Here is a 26,313-nt window from a genome sequence, read left to right on the forward strand (position 1 = left end):
CCACAGTAGCTCAGTGGTAGAGCTATCGGCTGTTAACCGATCGGTCGCAGGTTCGAATCCTGCCTGTGGAGCCATATGGAGAAGTACTCAAGTGGCTGAAGAGGCGCCCCTGCTAAGGGTGTAGGTCGTGTAAGCGGCGCGAGGGTTCAAATCCCTCCTTCTCCGCCATGACGGCCCGTTGGTCAAGCGGTTAAGACACCGCCCTTTCACGGCGGTAACACGGGTTCGAATCCCGTACGGGTCATCCTGAAACCTTGCATATCCTGCAAGGTTTTTTTGTTTTCTAAAACTATATGATATGCATCTGATTTTGTTTTTTATTCTATATCAAATTTACAACAAAAAACTCCATATCTTTTGTTTTTCTTCAGAAAATGAAGTTTTATGTCAATAAATATAAGCGCTTTCTAGAAAGGGCTTTTTTTTATTTCTACGAATAAATAATATAAATGAAAACTATGATGTCAGAAAGGATGATTACATGGCCGCTGCCAGCCCAACAGCACATGATGTTTATCTTTTTCACGAAGGCAGTCTATTTAAAAGCTATCAGCTGTTTGGCTCGCATTATCGCGAGCTGAATGGCCAAAGCGGGTATGAATTTTGTGTGTGGGCGCCTCATGCGTCAGAAGTTCGAGTGGCTGGAGATTTTAACAGTTGGTCAGGTGAGCTTCATGTTATGCAGAAAGTTAATGATCATGGCATTTGGACGTTATTTGTTCCAGGTTTGAAAGAAAAGGAACGATATAAGTATGAAATCGTGACAAATAGCGGAGAGACCATGCTGAAGGCAGACCCGTATGCTTTTTATTCAGAAGTAAGACCGAATACGGCGTCTCTTACTTACGATCTTGCAGGGTACAGCTGGCATGATCAAAAGTGGCAGAAGAAGCAGAAAGCTAAAACGATATATGAAAAGCCGGTTTTTATTTATGAGCTTCATCTTGGTTCATGGAAGAAGCATCCCGATGGCACGCTTTACTCCTATGGAGAATTAGGCCAGTCTCTTATTCCTTATATCAAAGAGCAGGGATTTACCCATATCGAGCTGCTGCCCGTTTATGAACATCCTTATGATCGCTCTTGGGGGTATCAAGCAACGGGGTATTACAGCCCGACAAGCCGATTTGGCACGCCTCATGATTTAATGAGGTTTGTGGATGAATGCCATCAGGCAAACATCGGCGTCATACTTGATTGGGTCCCCGGACATTTTTGTAAAGATTCGCATGGGCTTTATATGTTTGATGGAGCGCCTCTTTACGAATATCAAAAAGAGCGTGACAGGGAGAACTGTCTGTGGGGCACCGCTAACTTTGATTTAGGAAAACCGGAAGTTCATAGTTTTTTAATTTCTAATGCGTTGTACTGGGCGGAATTCTATCATATAGATGGTTTTAGGGTCGATGCCGTGGCTAATATGCTGTATTGGCCAAATCAGGATGAACGCCATACGAATCTCTATGCAGTTGAATTTTTAAAAAAGCTAAATCAAACAATGCGGGAGGCATATCCGCATGTCATGATGATAGCGGAAGATTCCACCGAATGGCCTCAAGTAACAGGTCCTGTTGAGGAAGGGGGACTCGGCTTTCATTTTAAATGGAATATGGGCTGGATGAATGATGTGCTGAAATATATGGAGACGCCTGCTGAACAAAGGCGGCACTGCCATCAGCTTGTGTCTTTTTCCTTGCTTTATGCGTTTAGTGAACATTTTGTATTGCCATTTTCTCATGATGAAGTCGTGTATGGAAAAAAATCACTTCTTCACAAAATGCCTGGCGACTATTGGCAGAAGTTTGCCCAATATCGGCTTTTACTCGGTTATATGACGGCTCATCCCGGAAAAAAACTCATTTTTATGGGATCGGAATTTGCCCAATTCGATGAATGGAAAGATACAGAACAGCTTGATTGGTTTTTGAACTCCTTCCCCATGCATCAAAAAGCAAGTGTTTTTACTCAAGATCTTCTCCGCTTTTATCAAAAAAGCAAAATCCTTTATGAAAATGACCATCGTGCTCAGTCATTTGAATGGATTGATGTCCACAATGAGGAGCAATCAATCTTTTCTTTTATTCGGTATGGCAGACGGCACGGTGAGGCGCTTATCATCTTATGTAATTTTACACCCTCGGTCTATCATCAATACGATGTTGGCGTTCCCTTTCTTACCCAATATATCGAAGTGTTGAACAGTGACAATGAAAAATATGGGGGCTCAGGTCAATTGAATAAAAAGCCGTTGGCAGCCAAACCTGGAGCTGTTCATCACAAACCGTGCTATATCACAATGACAATCCCCCCTTATGGCATTTCGATTATGCGGGCGGTGAAAAAAAGAGGAGAGATAAATGAATGAAAAAACAATGTGTGGCTATGCTCCTTGCCGGCGGGAAGGGCAGCCGTCTCAGCGGATTAACAAAACATATGGCAAAACCGGCCGTATCTTTTGGGGGAAAATACAGGATTATTGATTTTACACTCAGCAACTGCTCGAATTCAGGCATAGACACAGTAGGCATCTTAACGCAATATCAGCCGCTTGAGCTGAATTCCTATATTGGCATTGGCAGTGCATGGGACCTTGACAGGCACAATGGCGGCGTTACGGTATTGCCTCCTTATGCCGAGTCATCCGAAGTGAAATGGTATAAAGGGACGGCAAGCGCAATTTATGAAAATCTCAATTACCTGAACCAGTATGATCCTGAGTATGTGCTGATCTTATCAGGCGATCACATTTATAAAATGGACTACGGCAAAATGCTTGATTTTCATATTGAAAAGAAAGCGGATGTGACCATCTCCGTGATTGAAGTGGGATGGGAAGAAGCGAGCCGATTCGGCATCATGAAGACAAATGAAGACGGGATAATCACACATTTTGATGAAAAGCCTAAATTTCCAAAGAGCAATTTGGCATCCATGGGTATTTATATTTTCAATTGGCCGCTCTTGAAGCAATACCTTGAGATGGATGACCGGAATCCGTATTCAAGCCATGACTTCGGCAAAGACATTATTCCTTTGCTTTTGGAGGAGAAAAAGAAGCTTTCGGCTTATCCGTTTAAAGGATATTGGAAGGATGTCGGCACGGTGCAGAGCTTATGGGAAGCCAATATGGATTTGCTGAAAGACCAGTCTGAGCTGAGGCTGTTTGAACGCAATTGGAAGATTTACTCTGTCAATCCGAATCAGCCTCCGCAATTTATTTCGTCTGAGGCGCAGGTTCATGACTCGCTTGTGAATGAGGGGTGTGTTGTTTATGGGAATGTGTCTCACTCCGTTCTATTTCAAGGTGTCACCGTCGGTAAGCACGCAACGGTCAAGCGTTCAGTGATTATGCCGGATGTGACAATTGGTGAGCATGTCGTGATTGAGAATGCTATCGTGCCCAAGGGCTTAGTGCTTCCGGATGGCGCAGTGATTAAATCTGAAAAAGACATTCAGGAGGTGCTGCTTGTTTCGGAGGAATTTGTAGAGAAAGAATTGATTTAATGACTGAAGAGGAGGCAGAATCAGTTGATCAATAATCAAATGTTAGGTGTTATAGATGAAACCACATATAAGCATTCTCTTCAGGATTTAACCGCACAGCGGTCGCTTGGTGCGATTCCTTTTGCTGGCAGATACCGTTTGATAGATTTTATGCTGTCCAATATGGTGAATGCGGACATTAGGAGTGTGGCGATTTTTCCGAAATATCGCTACCGGTCTCTTATGGATCATCTTGGAGCAGGGAAGGAATGGGATTTGCACCGAAAAAAGGACGGCCTCTTTTTTTTTCCGTCACCGCATTTGCATGATGAATATAATGAATTCGGTTCATTTCGCCAGTTTTCTGATCATCTTGATTACTTTCATAGAAGCACACAGCAATATGCCGTCATCACCAACAGCCATACTGTATGCAACATTCAATTTCAATACGTGCTGAAAAGACATCAGGAGGCGGGCTGTGACATTACCGAGGTCTTTCAGGACGGTCAGTCGCTGCAAATCTATATCATGTCTTCTAAACTCTTGAAGGATCTGATCTACGGACATATTGAAAAAGGATACAGAACCATTCAGGAGGTTGTTGAAAAGGAAGCCTCCGCATTGACCATTTGCCCATATGAATATTCGGGGTATGCAGCTGTTATTGATTCTGTAGAAAAGTATTATACCCACAGTATGGAGCTTATTCAGCCGCGTTTTTGGCAGCAGGTGTTTTTGCCTCAGCAGCCGATTTATACAAAAGTGAAGGATGAGCCCCCAACGAAATACGGGAAGAACAGCACTGTTAGAAATTCTTTAGTGGCAAACGGCTGTGTGCTTGAGGGGGAGGTCGAAAACTGCATCTTATTCAGGGCGGTGCATGTCGGGAAAGGCACGAAGCTGAAAAACTGCATTATTATGCAAAAAACACAGATTGGTGAGGATTGTTTGCTGGAGCAGGTGATTGCTGATAAAGATGTCAAAATCGGCAATACAACTGAAGCTGCGGGAACGGAGGAGCAGCCGCTCGTATTAAAAAAAGGTTTGGTGCAAGGAGAGCTGATGAATTCTTGAAGGTGTTATTTGCTGTCTCAGAATGTACCCCGTTTGTAAAATCAGGAGGCCTGGCCGATGTGGCCGGCGCGCTGCCCAAAGTGCTTTCTCATCTTGGGAACGACGTAGCGGTGATCATGCCGAAATACAGTCAAATTCCTGATCCTTGGAAAAAGCGTATGAAGAAAACAGCTGAATGTACGGTTGCTGTTGGCTGGCGTCAGCAATATTGCGGGATTGAGCATTTGGCTGAAGATGGTGTGGATTATTATTTTATCGACAATAAATATTATTTCTCAAGGGATTCCCTGTACGGGCATTTTGACGATGGGGAGCGGTTTGCTTATTTTTCAAGAGCTGTGCTGGAAGCGGCAGAAGCAGTGAATTTTCAAGCCGATATCATTCATACTCATGACTGGCATACAGCGATGGTCAATTATTTGTTGAAAAAGGAATACAGCAAGCGCCCTTTTTATGAGCAGATGAAAAGTGTGCTCACGATCCATAACTTGCAGTTTCAAGGTATATTCCCGCCTGAGGTGACACATGACTTGCTCGGTCTCGACATGAGTCATTTTCATTATGAGAGATTAGAATGCAATGGATTTGTTAATTTTATGAAAGCAGGGATTCTCGCTGCTGATCATGTAACAACGGTGAGCCCGACTTATAGAAATGAAATCTTAACGCCGTATTACGGCGAGCAGCTTGAGCCAGTTTTGCAGCATAGGGAAAAAGATTTAACAGGGATCTTAAACGGTATTGATGACTCTTTCTATCAGACAGAGAGCGATCCGTATATTGAGATGCATTACGATCCTGAACGTCTTGATTTAAAGGAAGAAAATAAAACGAAGCTCCAGCGGCGGATGGGCCTTCCGGAACGAAAAGATATTCCGCTGATCAGTATGGTAACAAGGCTGACCAAACAGAAGGGTCTTGATCTTGTTAAGAGAATGATGCACGAGCTGCTGGAGGAGAGAGACATACAGCTGATTGTGCTCGGTACGGGGGAACGGGAATTTGAGGACTACTTCCGGTACATTGAATTTGCATTTCACGATAAATGCAGGGCGTATATTGGGTTTGATGAGCCGCTTGCCCATCAGATTTATGCGGGCTCGGATTTGTTTCTGATGCCGTCGAAATTTGAGCCGTGCGGTCTGGGGCAGATGATCGCGCTTCAATATGGCGCTATTCCGATTGTCAGAGAAACAGGCGGGCTCTATGACACTGTCCGTTCCTACCGGGAGGAAGAGGGCACAGGCAACGGTTTTACGTTCTCAGCCTTTAATGCTCACGATCTGAAATTTACGATCGAGAGGGCGCTGTCGTTTTATCGCCAAAAGGATGTATGGAAGAGCATCATGAAGACCGCAATGAATGCAGATTACAGCTGGAAACAATCAGCCAAACAGTATCAGCGCATTTTCGAGCATGTGACAAGGAGTGGACGGGATGTTCTCGAGTAAAGAACGCTTTGCAGCCTTATTTTTAAAGCGTCTGGAAATGACGTGCGGGAAAAGCTTTAAGGACTCTTCCAGGCTTGATCAATATAAAACCTTAGGCAATATGATCAGAGAGTACATCAGCGCTGATTGGATCCAGACAAATGAAAGAAGCAGGTCCAATTCCGGAAAGCAGACATATTATTTGTCGATTGAATTTCTTCTGGGACAGCTCCTTGAACAGAATTTAATGAATCTCGGTATTCGGGATGTAGTGGAAGCGGGTCTGAAAGAGATCGGCATCAGTTTAGACGAGATCCTTTATATGGAGAGTGATGCAGGGCTTGGGAATGGCGGTCTGGGGCGATTGGCAGCTTGTTTCTTAGATTCTCTGGCTTCGTTAAACTTGCCTGGGCATGGGATGGGAATTCGCTATAAGCATGGCTTATTTGAACAAAAAATTGTTGACGGGCATCAGGTTGAGCTGCCTGAGCAATGGCTGAAAAACGGAAATGTGTGGGAAGTAAGAAATGCTGATCAAGCGGTTGACGTGCCGTTTTGGGGCGAGGTGCATATGACTGAAAAAAACGGCCGTCTGCATTTTCGTCATGAGCAAGCAACAATCATTACCGCTGTTCCTTATGATATCCCGATCATCGGATACGATACGGGCACAGTCAACACGTTAAGACTTTGGAACGCCGAGCCTTATGCGCATTATCACGGCGGCAATATTTTGTCTTATAAACGGGAAACAGAAGCTGTATCTGAATTTTTATACCCTGATGACACGCATGACGAGGGTAAGATATTACGGCTGAAGCAGCAGTATTTTTTAGTATGTGCAAGTTTAAAAAGCATTGTGAACAATTACCGCAAAACGAATCAATCATTATATGGCTTGCATAAAAAAGTAAGCATTCATATTAATGACACCCATCCTGCACTTGCTGTGCCTGAACTGATGCGGATTTTGCTTGATGAAGAAAACATGAGCTGGGAAGATGCCTGGCATATCACGGTACATACAATTTCCTATACGAATCATACGACACTGTCAGAAGCGCTTGAAAAATGGCCGATTCATTTATTTAAGCCGTTGCTCCCGCGAATGTATATGATTATTGAAGAGATTAATGAGAGGTTTTGCAGAGCGGTTTGGGAGAAGTATCCCGGTGACTGGAAAAGGATAGAGGATATGGCGATTTCGGCGCACGGTGTTGTCAAAATGGCTCATCTCGCAATAGTAGGAAGCTACAGTGTAAACGGAGTTGCCAAAATTCATTCCGACATTTTAAAGGAACGGGAGATGCGTCATTTTCATTTGATGTTTCCGAATCGGTTTAACAATAAAACAAATGGAATTGCCCATAGGCGCTGGCTGTTAAAAGCCAATCCCGGCTTGTCCGCGATGATAACGGATGCGATAGGCGATGAATGGATAAAACAGCCGGAATCCTTGATTCGGCTGGAACCGTACGCTGCTGATCCCGCTTTTATTGAGCAGTTCCAAAACAACAAAAGCAGAAAAAAGCAAGAACTTGCTGATCTGATTTTTTGCACGGCCGGAGTGGCTGTAAATCCGGACAGCATATTTGACGTACAGGTGAAACGGCTTCATGCGTATAAACGGCAGCTGCTGAATGTTCTTCATATTATGTATTTGTATAACCGCCTGAAGGAAGATTCGGGATTTTCTATTTATCCGCAAACCTTTATTTTCGGAGCAAAGGCTTCACCAAGCTATCATTACGCGAAGAAAATCATTAAACTGATTCATTCCGTTGCGGAGAAAGTAAATTATGACCCGGCGGTGAGGCAGCTGCTCAAGGTCGTTTTTTTAGAAAATTACAGGGTCTCTATGGCGGAGCAGATTTTTCCGGCATCAGATGTAAGTGAACAAATTTCGACTGCAAGCAAGGAAGCGTCCGGTACAGGAAATATGAAGTTTATGATGAATGGCGCGCTGACAATCGGCACGCATGACGGGGCGAATATTGAAATTCTGCAACGGGTCGGAACTGATTGTGTTTACACTTTTGGTTTGAAAGCGGATGACGTTCTTTCCTACCAGGAAAACGGAGGCTACAGATCAAGGGAGTATTATCAGCATGACCGCAGAATCAGGCAGGTAGCGGATCAGCTGATCAACGGTTTTTTTGAAGGTGAAGCCGATGAATTTGAATCCATCTATGATTCGCTGCTGCCGCATAATGACGAGTATTTTGTATTGAAGGATTTCAGTTCATACGCGGATGCCCAGGAGCGTATTCAAGCCGATTATCAAGATCGGCGAAAGTGGACAGAGCGTTCGATTTTAAACATTGCCCATTCAGGTTATTTTTCAAGCGACCGGACGATTCACGAATATGCGAAACACATTTGGAGAATTAAGCCGATGATGTAAAAAAGCCGCTGTTTGAGCGGCTTTTTTGTTCAAAGATTCATTGAATAGATCGTAAAGGATAAGACAGTTGCAAAGGCACTCCATAAAAAATAAGGCACAAGAAGCCAGCTTGCGGCCCTGCTGTATACTTTTGCAATGATGATTACAACCAGCGCTGTTATGGCGACAAGCAGGCAGTCAATGGATGCGGCAAGGAGATTCTTTTGCGTAAACTGAAAATAACTGAATGCCTGATTAAGCACATAATTGATCAAAAACGCCAGCCAAAAGCTTTTGGCTTTTTTAAATGAACATTTGGCAAAAACAATGGCAGCTGAAAGAGAAATCAGTGCAAACAGGACGGCCCAGATGATGCCGATCGTTGACCCGCTTGGCGTCCAGTCTGGCTTTTTCAGTGAATGATACCAACTTTGGTCGATCGGAAATAGAAAGTCTGCGGCTGAAAACAGTGCGTATGTAATGATAAAAACTACGATTGCGCCGAACATCTTTTTCATATATTTCCCTCCGGTATGTATTTATTTTACATGTAGGTTTACCCTTTATCTTGGATAGATCAAACCCCTGATATGCGGGGAAGATGATGTAGAGAGCTGCTGTAATGCGGTCATTTATGAAAACACAAAAGAGAACCCCCTTTGCCTGGGGGTTCAATCTGCATGGAGATCGCCAAACGTCGTCATGATGCCTTCTTCATCCAGCTCTTCCTCATAACGTTCATGCGCCCTGCTTGGATACACTGTGATTTCTTTGCCTGTAATATCTGTGGCAATGAAATTCTCATATGATTCTGTATTGCCGATATTTTCTTCGGCATTCATCGTCATATCATCATAGCTGAGCGGCGGATTTTCCATGTCCTGCGGTGTTTCTGAGTTTCCGTATTTTTCAACGTCCTGGTAGGAATCTTCACTGTCGTAAGGCGCTCTGATTTCTTCATCATCGTCAAATTCAAATTGCCCGAAAGGTGTTTCTTCTTCGATCGGACGGTCTTTGGAAACAACATCCTGTGATGAATATTCCGCGAGCGTTGTAGCAGTCGGAAGCGCTTCTAGGCGTTCATAAGGAATTTCCTTTCCGCTGACCTCACAAATCCCGTACGTGCCGTTTTCTATCGCCTTCAATGAATGCTCAATGTCCCGGAGATGCTCCCGTTCATGCAAATCAAGAGCAATGTCTTTTTCGCGCTCATAAAGCTCTGTCGCCTGATCGCCTGGGTGATTGTCATAAGCAGAAAGCTCACCCCACGAATCATATGGAAAAGCGGAATTGAGCTGAAAATGGTCATTGTCTTTGAAGCGGTTCAATATATCTTCTTTCGTTTGTTCAAGTTCCTTTTTTAAATGCTGAAGCTGTTCGTTTGTAAGCAATATGATCGCCTCGTTTCTCTGTAGTGCATACCTTTAGTATGGACAGATCGCCTGAGAACTTTCATAAATCCCTTGTGGAGGAATATAGGAGAATTTCCTTATATGGTAAGCGGATACAAGCTTTGCTATCAGTGGAGAAAGAAATTTAAGGTTTGTTTCTTTTTCATTTCTGCAATTAGGTTTATAATAGGTAAGGCAGGCCATTTGGACTGCATGATCTGTGTATTTGACACAATGTAGACACAGGTGTATGGTATTAAAAGCATTTTAAGAATTATGGAGGAATGTCTCATGGTGACAACGGTGCAGCGTACGTTCCGAAAGGAAGTTCTACATGCATTACATAAAGCCAAAGAAGTCAACCATGCTGTCTTAATAAGCTATTCGAGACAAATTGAGTCTCTTGACCCTCTATCATTTTTCAATTACGGAGCAAAAAAATATACAGGCAATCGATTTTTTTGGTCAGAACCTGAAAGTGAATTGACAATAGTCGGTCTTGGCAAAGAAGCTGTTTTCCAGACGAATCAAAAAAACGACGAGCGGTATCGCGAGGTTTTTGAACAATGGGAGCGCTTTAAAAAGACGGCTTTTCATATTTATGAAGAAGAAAAGCTGCAGCATTCTGCAGTGGGACCTGTCTTATTCGGAGGCTTTTCCTTTGACCCTTACGAAGAAAGAGGTACTCAATGGGACCATTTCTCGGAAGGGGATTTCTTTGTGCCTTCGCTTATGCTGACGATGTCTGCTGACGGTTCGTTTTTAACAGTCAACAGATGGGTCAGCGGAGAAGATGATGCAGAAGCTGTTTTGGAAGGCTTAAAAGCTTTTGCAGCGGAATTTGTGGTCCCCGATTTAAATCAAAAAGATCAGGCTGTGATGACAGCATCTCAGGAGCTGGATAAGTCTGATTGGCTGAAAGCAATCGAAACGGCAACAAGCCAAATTAAAGAAAATCAATATGATAAAGTGGTTCTTGCCAGAGAGCTGCTGCTCACGTTTGACGGTCCGGTCAAAATGGAACCGGTGCTTAAAACGCTTTTGACCGATCAGCAGACAAGCTATGTTTTTGCAATCGAACAAGAAGGCAAAACCTTTGTCGGCGCATCCCCGGAAAGACTGATCAAAAGAGACGGCAACACTGTCATGTCTACTTGTCTGGCAGGTTCCATAAAGCGCGGCTCCGATGAAGAAGAAGACCGCCGCATCGGCCTAGAATTATTAAACGATGAGAAAAATCTGCTGGAGCATGATATTGTTGTAGGCATGATTCATAACGCTTTTGTATCAAGCTGTTCTGACGTTGAAAAGCCTGACGAACCTGTATTGTACAAAACGAAAAGCGTCCAGCACTTATTTACGCCGATTGTCGGACAGCTTCACGCTTCTGCTTCGCTTTTTGACTTAATTGAGAAACTGCATCCCACACCGGCGCTTGGGGGAGCACCTCAGAAAAAAGCTGTAGAAGTGATCAGAGAGATCGAACCGATGTCCCGCGGCTGGTATGCGGCTCCTGTCGGCTGGATTGACAGTCAGGATAACGGAGAATTTGCTGTTGCCATTCGTTCAGGGCTGATTGAAGGCAGCACAGCACGCCTGTTTGCCGGGTGCGGCATTGTGGAAGACTCTGAACCGCAATCGGAATACGAAGAAACACAGATTAAATTAAAGCCGATGATCTCTGCACTGGGAGGTGAGAGACGTTGACAGTGAACCCGATTACTCATTACATCGGAAGCTTTATTGATGAATTCGCCCTTTCCGGAATTACGGACGCTGTCGTTTGTCCGGGCTCAAGATCTACACCGCTGGCAATTCTAGCAGCCGCGCATCCGGATATCAACGTCCATATCCAAATTGATGAAAGATCTGCCGGATTTTTTGCATTAGGGCTGGCAAAAGCACAGCAGCGTCCCGTGCTTCTGATTTGCACATCAGGAACAGCCGCGGCCAACTTTTATCCGGCTGTGATTGAAGCCCATTATTCAAGAGTACCGATTATAGTGTTAACTGCTGATCGGCCCCACGAGCTGCGTGAAGTAGGCGCACCGCAGGCCATTAATCAGCACTTCTTATTCGGTAACTTTGTTAAGTTTTTCACAGACTCTGCTCTTCCCGAAGAGTCGCCGCATATGCTGAGATATATCCGAACTCTGGCAGGCCGTGCCGCCGGGGAAGCGCAAAAGCGTCCAATGGGGCCTGTGCACGTGAATGTACCTCTTCGTGAGCCGCTGATGCCTGACCTTTCTGATCAGCCGTTTGAAAGAATGAGAACTGGGCGTCACGTGTCAGTGAAAACGGGTACGCAATCCGTGGACCGGGACTCTCTGTCTGACGTGGCTATGATGTTGAAAGAGGCCGAAAAAGGCATGATCGTCTGCGGGGAACTCCACAGTGATGCTGATCAGCAAAAAATTGTGGAGCTGTCAAAAGCGCTGCATTATCCAATTTTAGCTGACCCGCTGTCTAACCTGCGGAACGGCGTCCATGATAAAAGCACCGTTATAGATGCGTATGACTCATTTTTGAAAGATGATGAGCTGAAGTCAGCACTGCGGCCTGATGTCGTGATCCGTTTCGGACCGATGCCTGTTTCAAAGCCGGTTTTTTTGTGGCTGAAGGATGACCCGGCCATTCAGCAGATTGTGATTGATGAGGATGGCGGCTGGAGAGACCCGACACAGGCAAGCGCACATATGATTCACTGCAGCCCGTCTAGTTTTGCCGATGCGATCATGGCTGAATATACTGGAATGGATCGAACATCGGAATGGCTGGAAAAATGGCAGATCGTGAATCAGCGTTTCCGTGAATATCTGCAAACGGTCAGCGATGAAGAGGTTTCATTTGAGGGCAACCTCTATCGAATCCTCCAGCATCTTGTGCCTGAAAATAGCTCGCTATTTGTCGGAAACAGCATGCCAATCAGGGATGTCGATACGTTTTTCGAAAATCAGGACCGCAATTTCCGTATCTATTCAAACCGCGGCGCAAATGGGATTGATGGTGTTGTCTCTTCTGCCATGGGTGTTTGTGAAGGAACAAAAGCACCTGTGACACTCGTGATCGGGGATTTGTCTTTTTATCATGATTTAAACGGGCTGCTGGCGGCTAAAAAACTGGGTATTCCGCTTACTGTGATCCTCGTGAACAATGACGGCGGAGGGATTTTTTCATTTTTGCCGCAGGCATCTGAAAAGACACACTTTGAAGATTTGTTCGGCACGCCGACGGGGCTCGATTTCAAGCATGCGGCTGAGCTTTACGGGGGCACGTATTCATGCCCGGCTTCGTGGGATGAGTTTAAAGCATCATACGCACCGCAGGCTGACAAGCCCGGCCTTCACATTATAGAAATCAAAACTGATCGCCAATCAAGAGTTCAGCTTCATCGTGATATGCTGAATGAGGCTGTGCGGGAAGTGAAAAAACAATGGGAACTGTAAGCATAACTGTTGCAGACGGCGTCCGCTATGCTGTGACAGATGATCGGCCGAATGCTTCTGATGCCATAGTCTGTCTGCACGGGTTTACCGGCAGCAAACAATCCTGGGCCTTTCTGGACCAGTTGCTGCCTGATTCCCGTGTCATCAAAATTGATTGCTTAGGGCACGGAGAAAGTGATGCCCCGCTGAATGGAAAAAGATATAGCACGAGCCGGCAGGTTTCAGACCTTGCCGAAATATTTGATCATTTAAAACTTCACAAAGTGAAACTTATTGGTTATTCTATGGGGGGAAGGCTTGCATATTCCTTTTCCATGACATACCCTGAACGGATATCAGCGCTTGTGCTCGAAAGCACGACACCCGGCCTTAAAACCCTCGGGGAACGGAAAGAACGAATCTTGCGGGATCGGAAGCTTGCCGATTTTATTTTGCGTGACGGGATCAAAGCCTTTGTGGACTATTGGGAAGGCATCCCTTTGTTTTCGACGCAGCAGCGGCTTGCTGAAGACGTTCGGCAAAGGATACGGTCGGGCCGTCTTAGAAACAATAACATTGGACTGGCCAACAGTTTAATCGGTATGGGCACCGGTTCTCAGCCTTCCTGGTGGAGCCGGTTAAAAGATATTGCGGCGCCTGTGCTTCTCATCTGCGGAGAATGGGACGAAAAGTTTTGCGCCATTAATCAAGAGGTGCATAAGAAGCTTCCATCTAGTAGAATAGAGATTGTTCCTGAAGCAGGCCATACAGTGCATGTGGAACAGCCGCGTTTTTTTGGTAAAATAGTGAGTGGGTTTTTAACAAACTTATAACTCGTTCATATGGAAAAATAGAGGAGGTCATATCATGGCTGTAGAATGGAAAACTGAACGTACATACGATGAAATCCTGTATGAAACGTATAATGGTATTGCAAAAATAACTATCAACCGCCCTGAGGTACATAATGCGTTTACCCCTAAGACGGTTGCTGAAATGATTGATGCATTTGCTCGCGCGAGAGATGATCAAAACATCGGCGTTATCGTGCTTGCCGGTGCCGGAGACAAAGCGTTTTGTTCTGGCGGAGACCAAAAAGTGCGCGGACACGGCGGTTATGTAGGCGACGATCAAATTCCGCGTTTAAACGTATTGGATCTTCAGCGTTTAATCCGTGTCATTCCGAAGCCTGTTGTTGCGATGGTATCCGGATATGCGATCGGCGGAGGACACGTGCTTCATATCGTATGTGACTTGACAATCGCTGCCGACAATGCGATTTTCGGACAAACCGGCCCTAAAGTGGGAAGCTTTGACGCAGGTTACGGTTCAGGCTACCTGGCTCGAATCGTAGGACATAAAAAAGCCCGTGAAATCTGGTACCTGTGCCGTCAGTACAACGCGCAGGAAGCGCTGGATATGGGACTTGTCAACACAGTTGTTCCTTTGGAACAGCTTGAAGAAGAAACGATTAAATGGTGTGAAGAAATGCTTGAGAAAAGCCCGACCGCACTTCGTTTTCTTAAAGCTGCGTTTAACGCGGACACAGACGGACTTGCTGGAATTCAGCAGTTTGCAGGGGATGCAACCCTTCTTTACTACACAACTGATGAAGCAAAAGAAGGTCGTGATTCCTTTAAGGAAAAACGCAAACCGGATTTCGGTCAATTCCCGCGTTTTCCGTGATCAGCAGATACGTATGAAACGAACAGCTTGAGCCATTGCGGTCCAAGCTGTTTTCTTTTCAATAAAGTAATTTTACCTCGGAGATGATGACATGCTGACAGAACAGCCCAACTGGCTCCTGCAACGGGCACAGCTAACACCTGAGAGAATCGCTCTCATTTATGGAGATCAAACCGTGACATTTGCTGAATTATTTGCCGCATCCAAACGAATGGCGTCCCAGCTTTCCGCTCATTCTTTTCGGAAAGGGGACACCGCGGCTCTTCTGCTCGGAAACCGGGCGGAGATGGTATATGCCGTTCACGCGTGCTTTTTGCTCGGCGTAAAAGCGGTGCTGCTGAATACAAAGCTGTCTAAACATGAAAGGCTGTTCCAGCTGGAGGATTCCGGCGCCCGCTTTTTACTGACGGACGAAAGTTTTGACATGCAGGATTATGAGCATATGGTTGAAACCATTAATGTGGATGAACTGGTAAAAGAAGACGCACAGGATATTGACATTGAGCCATACATACAAATGGACGCAACGGCGACTCTCATGTATACCTCCGGGACAACCGGCAAGCCCAAGGGAGTTCAGCAAACGTTTGGAAATCATTATTTCAGTGCGGTGTCTTCTGCTCTTAATTTGGGTATAACAGAACAAGACCGCTGGCTTATCACGCTGCCGCTCTTTCATATCAGCGGACTGTCCGCATTATTTAAATCTGTGATTTACGGAATGACGGTCGTGCTTCACCAGCGTTTTTCCGTAAGTGATGTATTGGATTCTATCGACAGGCATCAAGTTACGATTATTTCTGCGGTGCAGACAATGCTGGCAAGTCTTTTGGCAGAAACAAGCTGCTGCCCGTCACCCCTCAGATGCATCCTGCTCGGCGGAGGTCCTGCGCCGCTTCCTTTGTTAGAAGAATGCCGAGAGAAAGGCTTCCCCGTCTTTCAATCATACGGAATGACGGAGACATGCTCACAAATCGTTACTCTCTCGCCGGAATTCAGTATGGAAAAGCTCGGATCAGCAGGAAAACCGCTGTTTTCATGCGAAATCAAAATTGAGCGGGACGGAAAAGCGTGTGAGCCGTTTGAACACGGTGAAATTATGGTGAAAGGCCCGAATGTCATGAAAAGCTATTTCAACCGGGAAAGCGCAAATAAAGCATCCTTTCAAAATGGCTGGCTGAAAACAGGCGATCTCGGTTATTTGGACAGTGAAGGGTTTTTATATGTATTAGACAGGCGATCAGATCTTATCATTTCAGGCGGAGAAAATATTTATCCCGCTGAAGTGGAGTCTGTGCTGCTTTCTCATCCGGCTGTTGCAGAAGCCGGCGTTTCAGGCGCGGAGGACATAAAATGGGGAAAAGTGCCTCATGCTTATCTTGTGCTCCATCAGCCTGTCAGCGCTGAAGAACTGACCGTTTTTTGCAAAGAACGATTGGCGAAATATAAAGTTCCGGCAAAATTCTTTGTATTAGACCGCCTGCCGCGCAATGCGTCGAATAAGCTATTGCGAAATCAGCTGAAGGATGCGCGTAAAGGAGAACTGTTATGATCGAAATAGAAAAAATTACGCTTTATCATTTGAGCATGAATCTAAAAAAACCGTTCAAAAACAGTATTGAGACGCTTCAGGAGCGCAAATTTTTGATTGTAGAAGCCATCGATATATCCGGAGTTACAGGATGGGGAGAAGTGTCTGCATTCTCCTCACCATGGTACACCGAGGAAACGATTGGCACTTGTCTGCATATGCTGAAGGATTTTTTTATTCCTAATGTCGTCGGACGTGAATTCAGCCACCCCTCTGAAGTGCCGGACAGCTTGGCGCGCTATAAAGGTAACAGGATGGCAAAAGCGGGGCTTGAATCGGCTGTTTGGGATATTTATGCAAAAAAGAAGGGGATTTCTCTTGCGGAGGCATTAGGAGGGACAAGAGACAAAGTCCCTGCCGGAGTCGTTGTCAGCTTAGCGCCTCTTGAGGATATGCTGAAAGAAATTGAGGCTTATCAAAAAGAAGGCTATCAAAGAATAAAAATTAAAATTCAGCCAGGACAAGATGTGGAACTGGTAAAAGCCATCCGCAGCCGATTCCCTGGCATCCCGCTTATGGCTGATGCGAATTCCTCTTATGAACTCAAGGATATCAGCCGCTTAAAGGAGCTTGACGAATATCATTTAATGATGATTGAACAGCCGCTCCAAGCTGATGATATTGTTGATCACCGCCACTTGCAGAAGCATATGAAAACGGCGATTTGCCTTGACGAAAGCATTTGCTCAGCTGATGACGCGAGACGGGCGATTGAGCTGGGAAGCTGCAAAGTAATTAATATCAAGCCTTCTCGTGTCGGCGGATTGACGGAAGCTCTGAAAATCCATGATCTGTGCAAGGAGCAGAATATGCCGGTTTGGTGCGGAGGAATGCTGGAGACTGGCATTTCAAGAGCGCAAAACGTGGCGCTGGCTTCCTTGCCCCAATTTACGATACCGGGCGATATTTCGTCATCTTCAAGGTATTGGGATGAGGATATCGTGACCCCTGATATCTGTATCGATAACGGATTTATTTCTGTGTCGAAACAGCCTGGTTTAGGGGTTGAAGTAAATCAGGAAATAATGCGAAAATATGTGACCAAAATGGATGTTTTCACACAGCATGGATGAGAAAAAGGCATTTTATCAATTTGAGAGAATGTGAGTGTGCTGTTAGAGTAAAAGCGTTGAATACATCCCTTCTCGTTTGACCGGCTGCTGAACCAGCCGGTTTTTTTATGCGAAAAATATCTTGACAGAAATGGACAAACGCGATAATTTTGCACTAAGGAAACTTTTTGTCCTATATAAACAAAACATGCTTTTGTCTAATTAAATGTCACATGTCTAAGAAAACACAACATAAGATAAAACAACAGGACATCGATGACAAAGAGGAGGGAACAAATGAAAAAACGAGGACTGATAGCGGCATTGATCCTTGCATGCCTTGCTTTAACGGGTTGTGGATCAGAGTCTTCCGGTAAAAGCTCTGATCAGCGGCTGCAAGTGACGGCAACGACTTCCCAAATTGCAGACGCGGCTGAAAAAGTCGGCGGAAAGCATGTGAAGGTCACTTCTTTAATGGGACCGGGAGTAGACCCGCACCTTTACAAAGCGTCACAAGGTGATACGAGAAAATTGACTTCAGCAGACGTTGTGCTGCACAGCGGCTTGCATCTCGAAGGGAAGATGGAAGACATTCTCCGTAAAATCGGTGAACAAAAACAAGCGGCGGCGGTTGCCGAAGCGATTCCGAAAAGCAAGCTTATTTCTGCGGGAAAAGGGAAGATGTATGACCCTCACGTCTGGTTCAGCATCCCATTATGGATTTACGCAATTGATGAAATCGAAGAGCAATTCAGCAAAGCGATGCCTGAGCATGCGGATGACTTTAAGAAAAACGCAAAAAAGTACAAAGATAATTTGCAATATTTAGATAAATGGGCTCGTCAGGAGGTTGCGAACATTCCGGAGAAAAGCCGTGTGCTTGTAACCGCTCATGATGCGTTTGCGTATTTTGGGAAAGAGTATGGATTTAAAGTAGAAGGCCTGCAGGGGCTCAGCACAGATTCAGATTATGGTTTAAAGGATGTACAGGACCTGGTTGAGCTTTTGGCAGAAAAACAAATTAAGGCTGTTTTTGTAGAAAGCAGCGTGTCTGAAAAATCAATTAATGCCGTGGTGGAAGGGGCTAAAGAAAAAGGCCATTCGGTGTCAATCGGCGGTCAGCTCTATTCGGATGCAATGGGTGAAAAGGGGACAAAAGAAGGTACATACGAAGGCATGTTCCGCCATAATATCAACACGATTACCGAAGCGCTTAAATAAGGAATAGAGGTGAAAGAAATGTTTCCTGTTGAGCTGGAAAATGTAACAGTCGCTTATGATAAAAAGCCCGTTCTGCAAGAGATTTCGCTGCAGGTGCCGAAGGGGAAATTAATCGGTATTATCGGCCCGAACGGCGCTGGAAAGTCCACTTTGATCAAAACGATTCTCGGTCTTGTGCCCCGTGCCTCAGGAGACATCTCCATTTATGGCGAAACTTATAAACAACAGCGGACAAGAATCGGATATGTGCCGCAGCGAGGTTCGGTTGATTGGGATTTTCCTACCAGCGCTCTCGATGTCGTGCTGATGGGAAGGTACGGCCGAATCGGCTTGCTGAAAAGACCGAAAAAGGCAGACGCGGAAATGGCTGAAGCGGCTTTGGAAAAAGTTGGCATGCTCGATTATGCGAACAGGCAGATCAGCCAGCTGTCAGGGGGCCAGCAGCAGCGGGTATTCCTTGCCCGGGCACTCTGTCAGGACGCCGACATTTACTTTATGGATGAACCGTTTGCCGGCGTGGATGCAGCGACGGAGCGGGCAATCATGACTCTTTTGGCGGAGCTTAAGGAGAAGGGCAAAACCGTACTTGTCGTCCACCATGACCTGCAAACCGCCGAAGACTATTTCGATTGGATATTGCTGCTTCATTTAAGGAAAATCGCCTTCGGACCGGCGGAGGAAGTGTTTACGATTGAAAACCTTCAAAAAACGTATGGAGGAAGGCTGACATTTCTAAAAGATAAAGTACTGGCAGAAGGTAATAAGGGGTGAGCGCATTGATAGAAAGTTTGTGGCAGCAGCTCCAGCATCCGAATACACAGTGGGTGTTGGCCGGGACGCTTTTGCTCGGCGCAGCAAGCGGCGTGTTGGGGAGCTTTGTGCTGCTTAGAAAACAAAGTTTAATCGGAGATGCGATGGCCCATTCTGCCCTGCCGGGTGTGTGTCTCGCTTTTCTGTTCACCGGAGAAAAATCACACCCTTTCTTTTTGCTCGGCGCAGCGCTTGCAGGGCTTCTCGGAACGTGGCTGATTCAGCTGATACCGCGGCTTTCAAAAACAAAAGAGGACTCGGCTATCGGGATCGTTCTCTCTGTGTTCTTTGGCGTCGGTATTATACTGCTGACATATATTCAGCAGCTGGGGTCGGGAAGCCAAAGCGGACTTGATTCCTTTCTGTTCGGCCAGGCTGCTTCATTAGTCAGACAGGATATCATTCTTATTGCGGGAGTATCCGCCGTTTTATTGCTGCTTTGTACTGTCTTTTTTAAGGAATTTAAAATCATCACCTTTGATATCGCATTTGCAAAGGGATTGGGATTGCCGGTACGTTTTTTAAACGGACTTTTGGCCTGTCTTATTGTCTGCGCTGTTGTGATAGGGCTTCAAACTGTAGGTGTCATCTTAATGGCAGCTATGCTCATTACACCCGCGATTGCCGCAAGATATTGGACCGAGCGTTTAACGGGCATGATCGTGATTGCCGGGGTGACAGGCGGGATCAGCGGCGTGTCCGGAACATTGCTGAGTACAACAATGGAGGGCATGGCGACGGGGCCTTTGATGATTTTATCGGCAACGATCATTTTTCTTTTTTCGATGATTTGTGCACCTAAGCGGGGACTGGCTGCTAAAGGGATAAGATTAATAAGGCTGCGTAGAAAAACTAACCGGGAGCAGGTGCTTCTGACGATTTTTGAGCAGTATGAACATAAGGAAATATATGTAACGGAGGAAAGTGTACAAAAGAAAAGGCGGCTTTCACCTTCATTGTGTCATAAAGTTTTGAATGATTTGGAAAAAGAGAGGTGCGTTGTACGGATTGAAAACGGGGTTTGGAAAGTGACACAGGCTGGGATAGAAAAAGGTTATCTGACGGCTTTAAAATATCGGATGTATGAAATGTACCTCATGCATGAAATGGATATAGAAAAAGCAGATGCGGATCAGGATGATTTTGTGCCGGACCGATTGCCGGAGGCTACAAGAGATAGGCTTCTTTCACTTTTGAAGCTGCATGGCAGGATGCCTGAGCTCCGCCAGCCATACCCTGAAATCGAGAAGGGGAAGATTGCCAATGAGCTTTGAAGCGTGGATTATAGTGACGGGCATACTAGTCGGTGTCAGCTGTGCGCTGATCGGAACATTTCTTGTATTAAGGAGAATGGCAATGCTGGCCGATGCCATCAGCCATACTGTTTTGCTTGGAATTGTTGGTGCTTTTCTTGTGACAAAAAGCCTTGACGGGATTCCTATGTTCATCGGTGCAGCCGTGTCGGGACTGTTAACGGCATTTTTGGTACAGCTTCTTCACAGCAAAGGGGTTCAATCAGATGCCGCCATAGGCGTTATTTTTACCTCCTTATTTGCAGTGGGTGTCATTTTGTTATCAGTATATGGAGCGAATGTCCATCTCGATATTGAACATTCGTTAATGGGAGAAATCGCTTTTGTGCCATGGAATACGATCACGGTATTCGGAGTGGACATCGGGCCAAAAGCGTTTTGGATGCTGGTTGTTGTGCTGCTTTTCAATATAACGATGGTCAGTGTGTGTTATAAGGAGTTCAAAATTTCTTCGTTTGATCCGCAAATGGCTTTGGCCATCGGAATACCGGTCATGCTGATTCATTACCTCCAGATGGGGATGCTGTCGCTTACGACCGTTGCCTCCTTTGATTCGGTCGGCGCCATATTGGTTGTGGCGATGCTGATTGTTCCGCCTGCTGCCGCCCATCTATTAACGGACCGGCTGCTTTATATGCTGATTATCAGCGCGGTGATCGGTGGGCTGTCAGCTCTATTGGGCTATATCTGCGCAACATGGCTCAATGTTTCCATCTCCGGGGCGATGGCGGCAATGACAGGAGTTTTTTATGCAGGTGCCTTTTTATTTTCGCCGTCAAACGGAGTGATGACGAAAAAGATAAGAATGCTCAAAACAGAAAAAGAAAGAGCTGTCTGATGCCAGCTCTTTCTTTTGATTTTTACAAATCTTGCGGTTTAAACGTTTTGCAGTCTGTTTCCCGGCTGTTTTCGGCAGTTTCGCCAGTATGGCTGACAACATAAATGGCATCGGCTGTGCATCTGTTGCCTTTGTCCCAATAAGAACAGTTGTTGACCTCGCATAGGATTTTCTGGTCCATGCCATCCCCTCCTTATAAAGGTTCAAGCTTAGTATAGCCGGAGGGCTTGGGCCCTATTCTTCCTGCTGGCGGATATACCGTTTATCCTTCATAAACAGCTTCCAGAAGAAGTAGAAGCCTGGGAACAGGATAATGAATGCAACGATATATGTCATAAACAGCGCTCTGAACGTGGCGGGCTCGGTGAAACCGGACATGATCGTCACGTCAGGATAAATCATATAAGGGAGGTGGGCGCGGCCGTACGCGTAGCTTGCCAGGAAATACTGTATCGCAATCGCGACAAGCGCCAGTCTGGGTTTCCCAATCTTTTTGCCGAAGCTTTTGTTAGGCAGAAAAAGAGCTATGCCTGCGATGATGAATGTAATAAACGACGCAATAATCCAGGAAAAATCATTCATCATTCCAGTATAAAGCCAGTTTGCTTCATTCCGCATCGTCAGCATAATGCATACGGCAAATAGGAGCGAAATCGGGCCGGTGATTAAGGCGCTTTTTCTGTACGCCGTGTAGGCGTCCTGTTCCTCAGCCACATTCGAAACATCCGCCAGCAGCAGGGAGGATAAAAATAAAGTGCTTAAAATCGCAAACCCTATAAATGAATAGGCGTTTGGGCTTGTCAAAATGGTAGACATATTCAAGCTGTATACGCCGTCTGTGTTTTCGATAAATCCACCGTGTGTCACCGGGAGAACCAAAATCAGAACAGCGGGAATAATAAAACCGGAGATGCCGGAAATATATCTGAGCAATTTCCTTTCCTTCGCTGTGTTTGAAAAAACGAGAAATCCGCTTCGGATTGCTAAAAGCAATAAAATAATGCTGCCGGGAATTAATAAAACAGTTCCGAGCACAAACGTCGCACCTGGAAAAAAGCTGAAAAGTGCAACGACGATGGCCACGATAAAGACGTTAGTGACCTCCCAAGTCGGCGACAGAAAGCGGTTTGCGATATCAGTCGCCTTCATATGCTCTTTGTTTAAATAGATCATAGACCAAAATCCCGCTCCGAAATCCATTGTGGCCATGACGGCGTAAATAAACACAAAACCCCAAATAATTGAGATGGCGATCAGAGCGTCAGTTGAAATGTCCATTTGTCGATCTTCCTTCCATTTAGTTTCCTGCTTGCGAAGCTATTAAGACTCCGCCGTATTTAAATCCTCATCCACAGGGTGCTTTTTGAAATAGTAAAGCAGCACATAAACGACAGCTGCGCCCAACACGGCGTAAACAAATGTGAAAAACAGAAAGAGCACACCGATCGAGCCTGTCGTCGTGACGACATCTGATGTTTTCAGCAGGTGATAGATGACCCACGGCTGTCTCCCCGTACAAGCGAAAATCCAGCCGAATTCAATTCCGATAATGCTGAGAGGACCGGCCGTCATGAAAATCAACAGCAGCCAGGTTGGAAAACGATCTTTCTTTAATACTTTTCTCCAGACGACACCGATAATGGAATAAAGAATAAGCAGCATTCCGACACCGACCATCGCGTTAAATAACGTGTGGATAAAAAGCGGCGGCCATTCGTCTCTCGGAAACGCATTTAATCCTTTTACAACAGTGTCAAAACTGTTGGCTGCCAAAAAGCTTAATGCCCACGGAATCTCGATTGCCCATTTCACTTTTTCCTCTTCCGGATCGGTAAATCCGCCGATTGCAAGCGGGGCATGGGATCTTGTTTCAAACAGGCCCTCTGCTCCGGCGAGTTTTTCCGGCTGATATTCATGCAGCATCTGTGCTGATTCGTGGCCGTTTAAGGCTGTTATCAATGAAAAGATACCGCCGATCGTCAGCGCGAGCAGCAGGGCTTTCCGGTGAAAGCGATAGACGTTTTCTTTTTTTCTCGACCGGATCATTTTGTATGCGGCAACAGAAGCAACGATAAAGGCTCCGGTCATGAACGCAGACAGAACGACATGGCCGGCGGTTACAAAAAAGCTTGGGTTAAAAAACGCAGCCCACGGATCAACATCAGTTATCTTTCCGTTTATAATTTTAAATCCGGCCGGGGTTCCTTCAAAGGCATGGACATTCGTGATCAGAATGGCAGACGCCGCGGCCCCGATCAGCACAAAGACAACAGCGATAATCCTCATGACCGGCGATAAGCGGTCTGCGGCATATACATAAATCGACATAAACAGGGCTTCGATAAAAAAAGCGTAGATTTCAATTTGGAATGGCAGGGACATGACCCGGCCGATGACTTCCATAAAACCCGGCCATAAAAGCGCGAGCTGAGTACCGGCAATGGTTCCGGTCGGAATGGCGACCCCCAGCAAAACAGCCTGTGCTTTTGTCCATCTCTTCGCCATGATGGCATAATGGTCATCCTTCGTTTTTTGATAGATCAATTCAGCTATTAAAATCATGAGCGGCAGACCGACTCCCAAGGTTGCGAAAATGATATGAAAGCCCATTGTCGTACCAAAAAGACTCCTAGCCAAAACTAAATCATCCACAATCATAAACCACCTTTCTCAAAACGATCTGTATGTAATATGGGTTTATTATTTGCTTCCTCGGTTAGATTATTCTTCCTGTTCTTAAAAGCATGAGGTTTATGAAGCGAAAGATCGGGAAACCTGTAAGGAGATTGACAAAATGTTTGTTAGGATATAAAATAAAACGTAATTATTACGATTTAATAAGGAGAGATAGACATGAAGGAAGGAATTCATCCGAAGAATCACAAAGTAATATTTCAGGATGTAAACAGCGGATACCGCTTTTTGAGCAGGTCTACCAAAACATCGGAAGAAACAGCGGAGTGGGAAGATGGAAACACATATCCGGTTATTAAAGTAGAGGTAAGCTCAGATACTCATCCGTTTTATACAGGCCGCCAGAAATTCAATGAAAAAGGCGGAAGAGTCGAGCAGTTCAACAAAAGATATAACATGGGAAAATGAGGCAGCCGCAGGGCTTGCCTTTTTTTCTGGCCTCAACATCTTGCCGATAGGATGACGAAAGGCAGAGGCTGTGATATATTGAAGAAAAAAGACCGGAAAGGAATACCGCTATGAGTCTTCTAAATGATATTCTTGACTTTAATAAAACTTTTATTGAACAAAAAGATTATGAAAAGTATCAGACATCAAAATTCCCGGATAAAAAAATGGCGATTCTTTCTTGCATGGACACTCGTTTGGTTGAATTGCTGCCGCATGCGATGAATATGCGAAACGGTGACATCAAGATTATAAAGAGTGCCGGTGCGCTTGTTACACACCCGTTCGGAAGCATTATGAGAAGTTTACTGGTTGCAGTGTACGAGCTGAACGCAGATGAAGTATGTGTAATCGGACACCACGATTGCGGTATGAGCAAAATCAGCAGCGAAAGCATGCTTAATAGAATAAAGGAAAGAGGAATTCCGGAAGAACGCATCGAAACATTGAAGTACTCCGGAGTTGACTTTGACCAATGGTTTAAAAGCTTCGATTCAGTGGAAGCGAGCGTAAAAGACAGCGTGGACGTCATTAAACATCATCCGCTGTTCCCGGAAACTGTGCCTGTCCACGGTTTAGTCATTGATCCTGAGACAGGAAAACTGGATGTTGTCGTAAACGGCTATAACGCTTAATCTTTGCGCTTTTTTTCAGGGACGGGGTCGACACCGCCCGGATGAAATGGATGGCATTTCAAAATCCGTATGAGAGTCAGCCATCCGCCTTTAAGGGCGCCGTGCGTTTTAATGGCTTCGATTCCATATTGTGAACAAGTCGGATAAAAGCGGCATGTTGGCGGCGTCAGCGGCGAGATGAATTTTTGGTACCCTCTGATCAGGGCAATAAATATGGTTTTCATGTGTCTTCAGCAACCTTTCTGATGCAAGTATAAAAAAAATAACGCGGTTTGAAAAGTTATTCGATAATTCTTATCGGAAAGGTATGTTATAATAAAAATACATTTTTAAAAAAGGGAGAGTGCCATTATGCCTTCAGTAGAAAGTTTTGAACTTGACCATAATGCGGTTGTTGCCCCATACGTCAGACATTGCGGTGTGCATAAAGTAGGAACAGACGGTGTTGTAAATAAATTTGATATTCGTTTTTGCCAGCCGAATAAACAGGCGATGAAGCCTGATACGATCCATACACTTGAGCATTTGCTCGCATTTACGATTCGCACTCATGCTGAGAAATATGATCATTTTGATATTATTGATATTTCGCCAATGGGCTGCCAAACCGGCTACTATCTTGTTGTCAGCGGAGAGCCGACTCCTGCGGAAATCGTTGACTTGCTTGAAGACACAATGAAGGAAGCTGTAGAAATTACCGAAATTCCGGCTGCCAATGAAAAGCAGTGCGGCCAGGCGAAGCTTCATGACCTGGAAGGCGCAAAACGTTTGATGCGTTTCTGGCTGTCACAGGATAAAGAAGAATTGCTAAAAGTATTTGGCTAAATAGAAAAAAGA

The 26,313-nt window shown here is 45.3% G+C and carries 24 protein-coding genes and 2 tRNA genes; 20 read left to right on the top strand and 6 right to left on the bottom strand.

Annotated elements, in window-relative coordinates; translation table 11 throughout:
• Nucleotides 1-77: 77 nt before the first annotated feature.
• From MTN95_RS03310 to glgP, 7 genes are all read left to right on the top strand, one after another.
• A tRNA-Ser gene (locus MTN95_RS03310) sits at nt 78-168 on the top strand.
• Between the two features lie 4 nt (nt 169-172).
• Nucleotides 173-244: transfer RNA gene (locus tag MTN95_RS03315), tRNA-Glu, on the top strand.
• Nucleotides 245-481: 237 nt separating this feature from the next.
• Nucleotides 482-2,365, top strand: coding sequence for a 1,4-alpha-glucan branching enzyme (gene glgB, locus MTN95_RS03320; protein WP_248336940.1), 1,884 nt, complete (start codon nt 482-484; stop codon nt 2,363-2,365).
• Nucleotides 2,362-3,504, top strand: a complete 1,143-nt coding sequence (locus tag MTN95_RS03325; RefSeq protein ID WP_248336942.1) for a glucose-1-phosphate adenylyltransferase — start codon at nt 2,362-2,364, stop codon at nt 3,502-3,504. The genes glgB and MTN95_RS03325 overlap by 4 nt, the downstream gene beginning before the upstream one ends.
• A 24-nt stretch (nt 3,505-3,528) precedes the next feature.
• Nucleotides 3,529-4,560 carry a glucose-1-phosphate adenylyltransferase subunit GlgD gene (gene glgD, locus MTN95_RS03330; protein ID WP_248336944.1) on the top strand — a complete coding sequence of 344 codons (1,032 nt, stop codon included), beginning with the start codon at nt 3,529-3,531 and terminating at the stop codon, nt 4,558-4,560.
• Entirely contained in the window at nt 4,557-6,011 is a 1,455-nt protein-coding gene (glgA, locus tag MTN95_RS03335) for a glycogen synthase GlgA (RefSeq protein WP_248336946.1), read from the top strand. The genes glgD and glgA overlap by 4 nt, the downstream gene beginning before the upstream one ends.
• Complete coding sequence (gene glgP, locus MTN95_RS03340; RefSeq protein ID WP_248336948.1) at nt 5,998-8,394, top strand: glycogen/starch/alpha-glucan phosphorylase; 2,397 nt, start codon at nt 5,998-6,000, stop codon at nt 8,392-8,394. The genes glgA and glgP overlap by 14 nt, the downstream gene beginning before the upstream one ends.
• Nucleotides 8,395-8,423: 29 nt before the next feature.
• Here the strand turns inward: glgP and MTN95_RS03345 are convergent, their stop codons facing one another.
• Together MTN95_RS03345 and MTN95_RS03350 are read right to left on the bottom strand one after the other, a co-directional pair.
• A complete protein-coding gene (locus tag MTN95_RS03345; protein WP_106020319.1) occupies nt 8,424-8,891 on the bottom strand; it encodes a TspO/MBR family protein in 468 nt (155 codons plus the stop codon).
• A gap of 153 nt (nt 8,892-9,044) precedes the next feature.
• A complete protein-coding gene (locus tag MTN95_RS03350) occupies nt 9,045-9,764 on the bottom strand; it encodes a yteA family sporulation protein (protein WP_024122606.1) in 720 nt (239 codons plus the stop codon).
• A gap of 291 nt (nt 9,765-10,055) precedes the next feature.
• Here MTN95_RS03350 and MTN95_RS03355 point away from each other — a divergent pair, with 291 nt between their 5' ends.
• The 10 genes from MTN95_RS03355 (at nt 10,056) to MTN95_RS03400 (ending at nt 21,700) form a co-directional block, all read left to right on the top strand.
• Nucleotides 10,056-11,471 (top strand): isochorismate synthase, encoded by a 1,416-nt coding sequence (locus tag MTN95_RS03355; protein WP_105990151.1) that lies wholly within the window; start codon nt 10,056-10,058, stop codon nt 11,469-11,471.
• A complete protein-coding gene (gene menD / locus MTN95_RS03360; RefSeq protein WP_227598100.1) occupies nt 11,468-13,210 on the top strand; it encodes a 2-succinyl-5-enolpyruvyl-6-hydroxy-3-cyclohexene-1-carboxylic-acid synthase in 1,743 nt (580 codons plus the stop codon). Before MTN95_RS03355 ends, menD begins: the two co-directional genes overlap by 4 nt.
• Complete coding sequence (gene menH, locus MTN95_RS03365) at nt 13,198-14,022, top strand: 2-succinyl-6-hydroxy-2,4-cyclohexadiene-1-carboxylate synthase (protein ID WP_227598099.1); 825 nt, start codon at nt 13,198-13,200, stop codon at nt 14,020-14,022. Before menD ends, menH begins: the two co-directional genes overlap by 13 nt.
• A 34-nt stretch (nt 14,023-14,056) precedes the next feature.
• Entirely contained in the window at nt 14,057-14,875 is an 819-nt protein-coding gene (menB, locus tag MTN95_RS03370) for a 1,4-dihydroxy-2-naphthoyl-CoA synthase (protein WP_010331603.1), read from the top strand.
• Between the two features lie 91 nt (nt 14,876-14,966).
• Entirely contained in the window at nt 14,967-16,427 is a 1,461-nt protein-coding gene (locus MTN95_RS03375) for an o-succinylbenzoate--CoA ligase (protein ID WP_105990154.1), read from the top strand.
• Entirely contained in the window at nt 16,424-17,539 is a 1,116-nt protein-coding gene (gene menC / locus MTN95_RS03380; protein WP_105953330.1) for an o-succinylbenzoate synthase, read from the top strand. The genes MTN95_RS03375 and menC overlap by 4 nt, the downstream gene beginning before the upstream one ends.
• Nucleotides 17,540-17,815: 276 nt before the next feature.
• Complete coding sequence (locus MTN95_RS03385) at nt 17,816-18,739, top strand: metal ABC transporter solute-binding protein, Zn/Mn family (protein WP_248336950.1); 924 nt, start codon at nt 17,816-17,818, stop codon at nt 18,737-18,739.
• Nucleotides 18,740-18,757: 18 nt separating this feature from the next.
• Entirely contained in the window at nt 18,758-19,510 is a 753-nt protein-coding gene (locus tag MTN95_RS03390) for a metal ABC transporter ATP-binding protein (protein ID WP_202852662.1), read from the top strand.
• 5 nt (nt 19,511-19,515) lie between these two features.
• Nucleotides 19,516-20,823: a metal ABC transporter permease gene (locus MTN95_RS03395; RefSeq protein WP_248336952.1), complete on the top strand. Its 1,308-nt coding sequence runs from the start codon at nt 19,516-19,518 to the stop codon at nt 20,821-20,823.
• Nucleotides 20,813-21,700 (top strand): metal ABC transporter permease, encoded by an 888-nt coding sequence (locus MTN95_RS03400; RefSeq protein ID WP_248336954.1) that lies wholly within the window; start codon nt 20,813-20,815, stop codon nt 21,698-21,700. Before MTN95_RS03395 ends, MTN95_RS03400 begins: the two co-directional genes overlap by 11 nt.
• A 22-nt stretch (nt 21,701-21,722) precedes the next feature.
• Here the strand turns inward: MTN95_RS03400 and MTN95_RS03405 are convergent, their stop codons facing one another.
• Genes MTN95_RS03405 through MTN95_RS03415 form a run of 3 tightly spaced genes read right to left on the bottom strand, consistent with a single transcriptional unit; the run spans nt 21,723 to nt 24,352 of the window.
• Entirely contained in the window at nt 21,723-21,881 is a 159-nt protein-coding gene (locus MTN95_RS03405; RefSeq protein ID WP_010331596.1) for a DUF1540 domain-containing protein, read from the bottom strand.
• Between the two features lie 53 nt (nt 21,882-21,934).
• Nucleotides 21,935-22,978, bottom strand: coding sequence for a cytochrome d ubiquinol oxidase subunit II (locus MTN95_RS03410; protein WP_024122596.1), 1,044 nt, complete (start codon nt 22,976-22,978; stop codon nt 21,935-21,937).
• Nucleotides 22,979-23,020: 42 nt separating this feature from the next.
• Nucleotides 23,021-24,352, bottom strand: coding sequence for a cytochrome ubiquinol oxidase subunit I (locus MTN95_RS03415; RefSeq protein WP_044153676.1), 1,332 nt, complete (start codon nt 24,350-24,352; stop codon nt 23,021-23,023).
• Between the two features lie 201 nt (nt 24,353-24,553).
• On the opposite strand from MTN95_RS03415, the gene MTN95_RS03420 reads away from it, so the two are divergent.
• Nucleotides 24,554-24,802: a type B 50S ribosomal protein L31 gene (locus MTN95_RS03420; RefSeq protein WP_010331593.1), complete on the top strand. Its 249-nt coding sequence runs from the start codon at nt 24,554-24,556 to the stop codon at nt 24,800-24,802.
• Nucleotides 24,803-24,912: 110 nt separating this feature from the next.
• On the top strand, nt 24,913-25,476 hold the full coding sequence (locus tag MTN95_RS03425; RefSeq protein WP_024122594.1) for a beta-class carbonic anhydrase: 564 nt from the start codon (nt 24,913-24,915) through the stop codon (nt 25,474-25,476).
• On the opposite strand, the gene yidD is transcribed toward MTN95_RS03425, so the two are convergent.
• On the bottom strand, nt 25,473-25,700 hold the full coding sequence (gene yidD / locus MTN95_RS03430; RefSeq protein ID WP_010331591.1) for a membrane protein insertion efficiency factor YidD: 228 nt from the start codon (nt 25,698-25,700) through the stop codon (nt 25,473-25,475). The two genes, MTN95_RS03425 and yidD, sit on opposite strands and share 4 nt — an antisense overlap.
• Before the next feature lie 127 nt (nt 25,701-25,827).
• On the opposite strand from yidD, the gene MTN95_RS03435 reads away from it, so the two are divergent.
• Entirely contained in the window at nt 25,828-26,301 is a 474-nt protein-coding gene (locus MTN95_RS03435) for an S-ribosylhomocysteine lyase (protein WP_010331590.1), read from the top strand.
• The last annotated feature ends 12 nt before the right edge of the window (nt 26,302-26,313 follow it).

Source organism: Bacillus sp. 2CMS4F (assembly GCF_023161785.1).
Taxonomy (GTDB): Bacteria; Bacillota; Bacilli; order Bacillales; family Bacillaceae; genus Bacillus; species Bacillus halotolerans.

Bases quoted from the DNA above. Each gene is read 5' to 3' on its own strand.
- glgB (WP_248336940.1), top strand. From the start codon at position 482: ATGGCCGCTGCCAGCCCAACAGCACATGATGTTTATCTTTTTCACGAA.
- MTN95_RS03375 (WP_105990154.1), top strand. From the start codon at position 14,967: ATGCTGACAGAACAGCCCAACTGGCTCCTGCAACGGGCACAGCTAACA.
- glgP (WP_248336948.1), top strand. From the start codon at position 5,998: ATGTTCTCGAGTAAAGAACGCTTTGCAGCCTTATTTTTAAAGCGTCTG.
- menB (WP_010331603.1), top strand. From the start codon at position 14,057: ATGGCTGTAGAATGGAAAACTGAACGTACATACGATGAAATCCTGTAT.
- MTN95_RS03405 (WP_010331596.1), bottom strand. From the start codon at position 21,881: ATGGACCAGAAAATCCTATGCGAGGTCAACAACTGTTCTTATTGGGAC.
- menC (WP_105953330.1), top strand. From the start codon at position 16,424: ATGATCGAAATAGAAAAAATTACGCTTTATCATTTGAGCATGAATCTA.
- MTN95_RS03345 (WP_106020319.1), bottom strand. From the start codon at position 8,891: ATGAAAAAGATGTTCGGCGCAATCGTAGTTTTTATCATTACATACGCA.
- MTN95_RS03410 (WP_024122596.1), bottom strand. From the start codon at position 22,978: ATGGACATTTCAACTGACGCTCTGATCGCCATCTCAATTATTTGGGGT.
- menH (WP_227598099.1), top strand. From the start codon at position 13,198: ATGGGAACTGTAAGCATAACTGTTGCAGACGGCGTCCGCTATGCTGTG.
- MTN95_RS03425 (WP_024122594.1), top strand. From the start codon at position 24,913: ATGAGTCTTCTAAATGATATTCTTGACTTTAATAAAACTTTTATTGAA.
- MTN95_RS03325 (WP_248336942.1), top strand. From the start codon at position 2,362: ATGAAAAAACAATGTGTGGCTATGCTCCTTGCCGGCGGGAAGGGCAGC.
- yidD (WP_010331591.1), bottom strand. From the start codon at position 25,700: ATGAAAACCATATTTATTGCCCTGATCAGAGGGTACCAAAAATTCATC.
- MTN95_RS03385 (WP_248336950.1), top strand. From the start codon at position 17,816: ATGAAAAAACGAGGACTGATAGCGGCATTGATCCTTGCATGCCTTGCT.
- MTN95_RS03420 (WP_010331593.1), top strand. From the start codon at position 24,554: ATGAAGGAAGGAATTCATCCGAAGAATCACAAAGTAATATTTCAGGAT.
- MTN95_RS03355 (WP_105990151.1), top strand. From the start codon at position 10,056: ATGGTGACAACGGTGCAGCGTACGTTCCGAAAGGAAGTTCTACATGCA.
- MTN95_RS03390 (WP_202852662.1), top strand. From the start codon at position 18,758: ATGTTTCCTGTTGAGCTGGAAAATGTAACAGTCGCTTATGATAAAAAG.
- MTN95_RS03435 (WP_010331590.1), top strand. From the start codon at position 25,828: ATGCCTTCAGTAGAAAGTTTTGAACTTGACCATAATGCGGTTGTTGCC.
- MTN95_RS03400 (WP_248336954.1), top strand. From the start codon at position 20,813: ATGAGCTTTGAAGCGTGGATTATAGTGACGGGCATACTAGTCGGTGTC.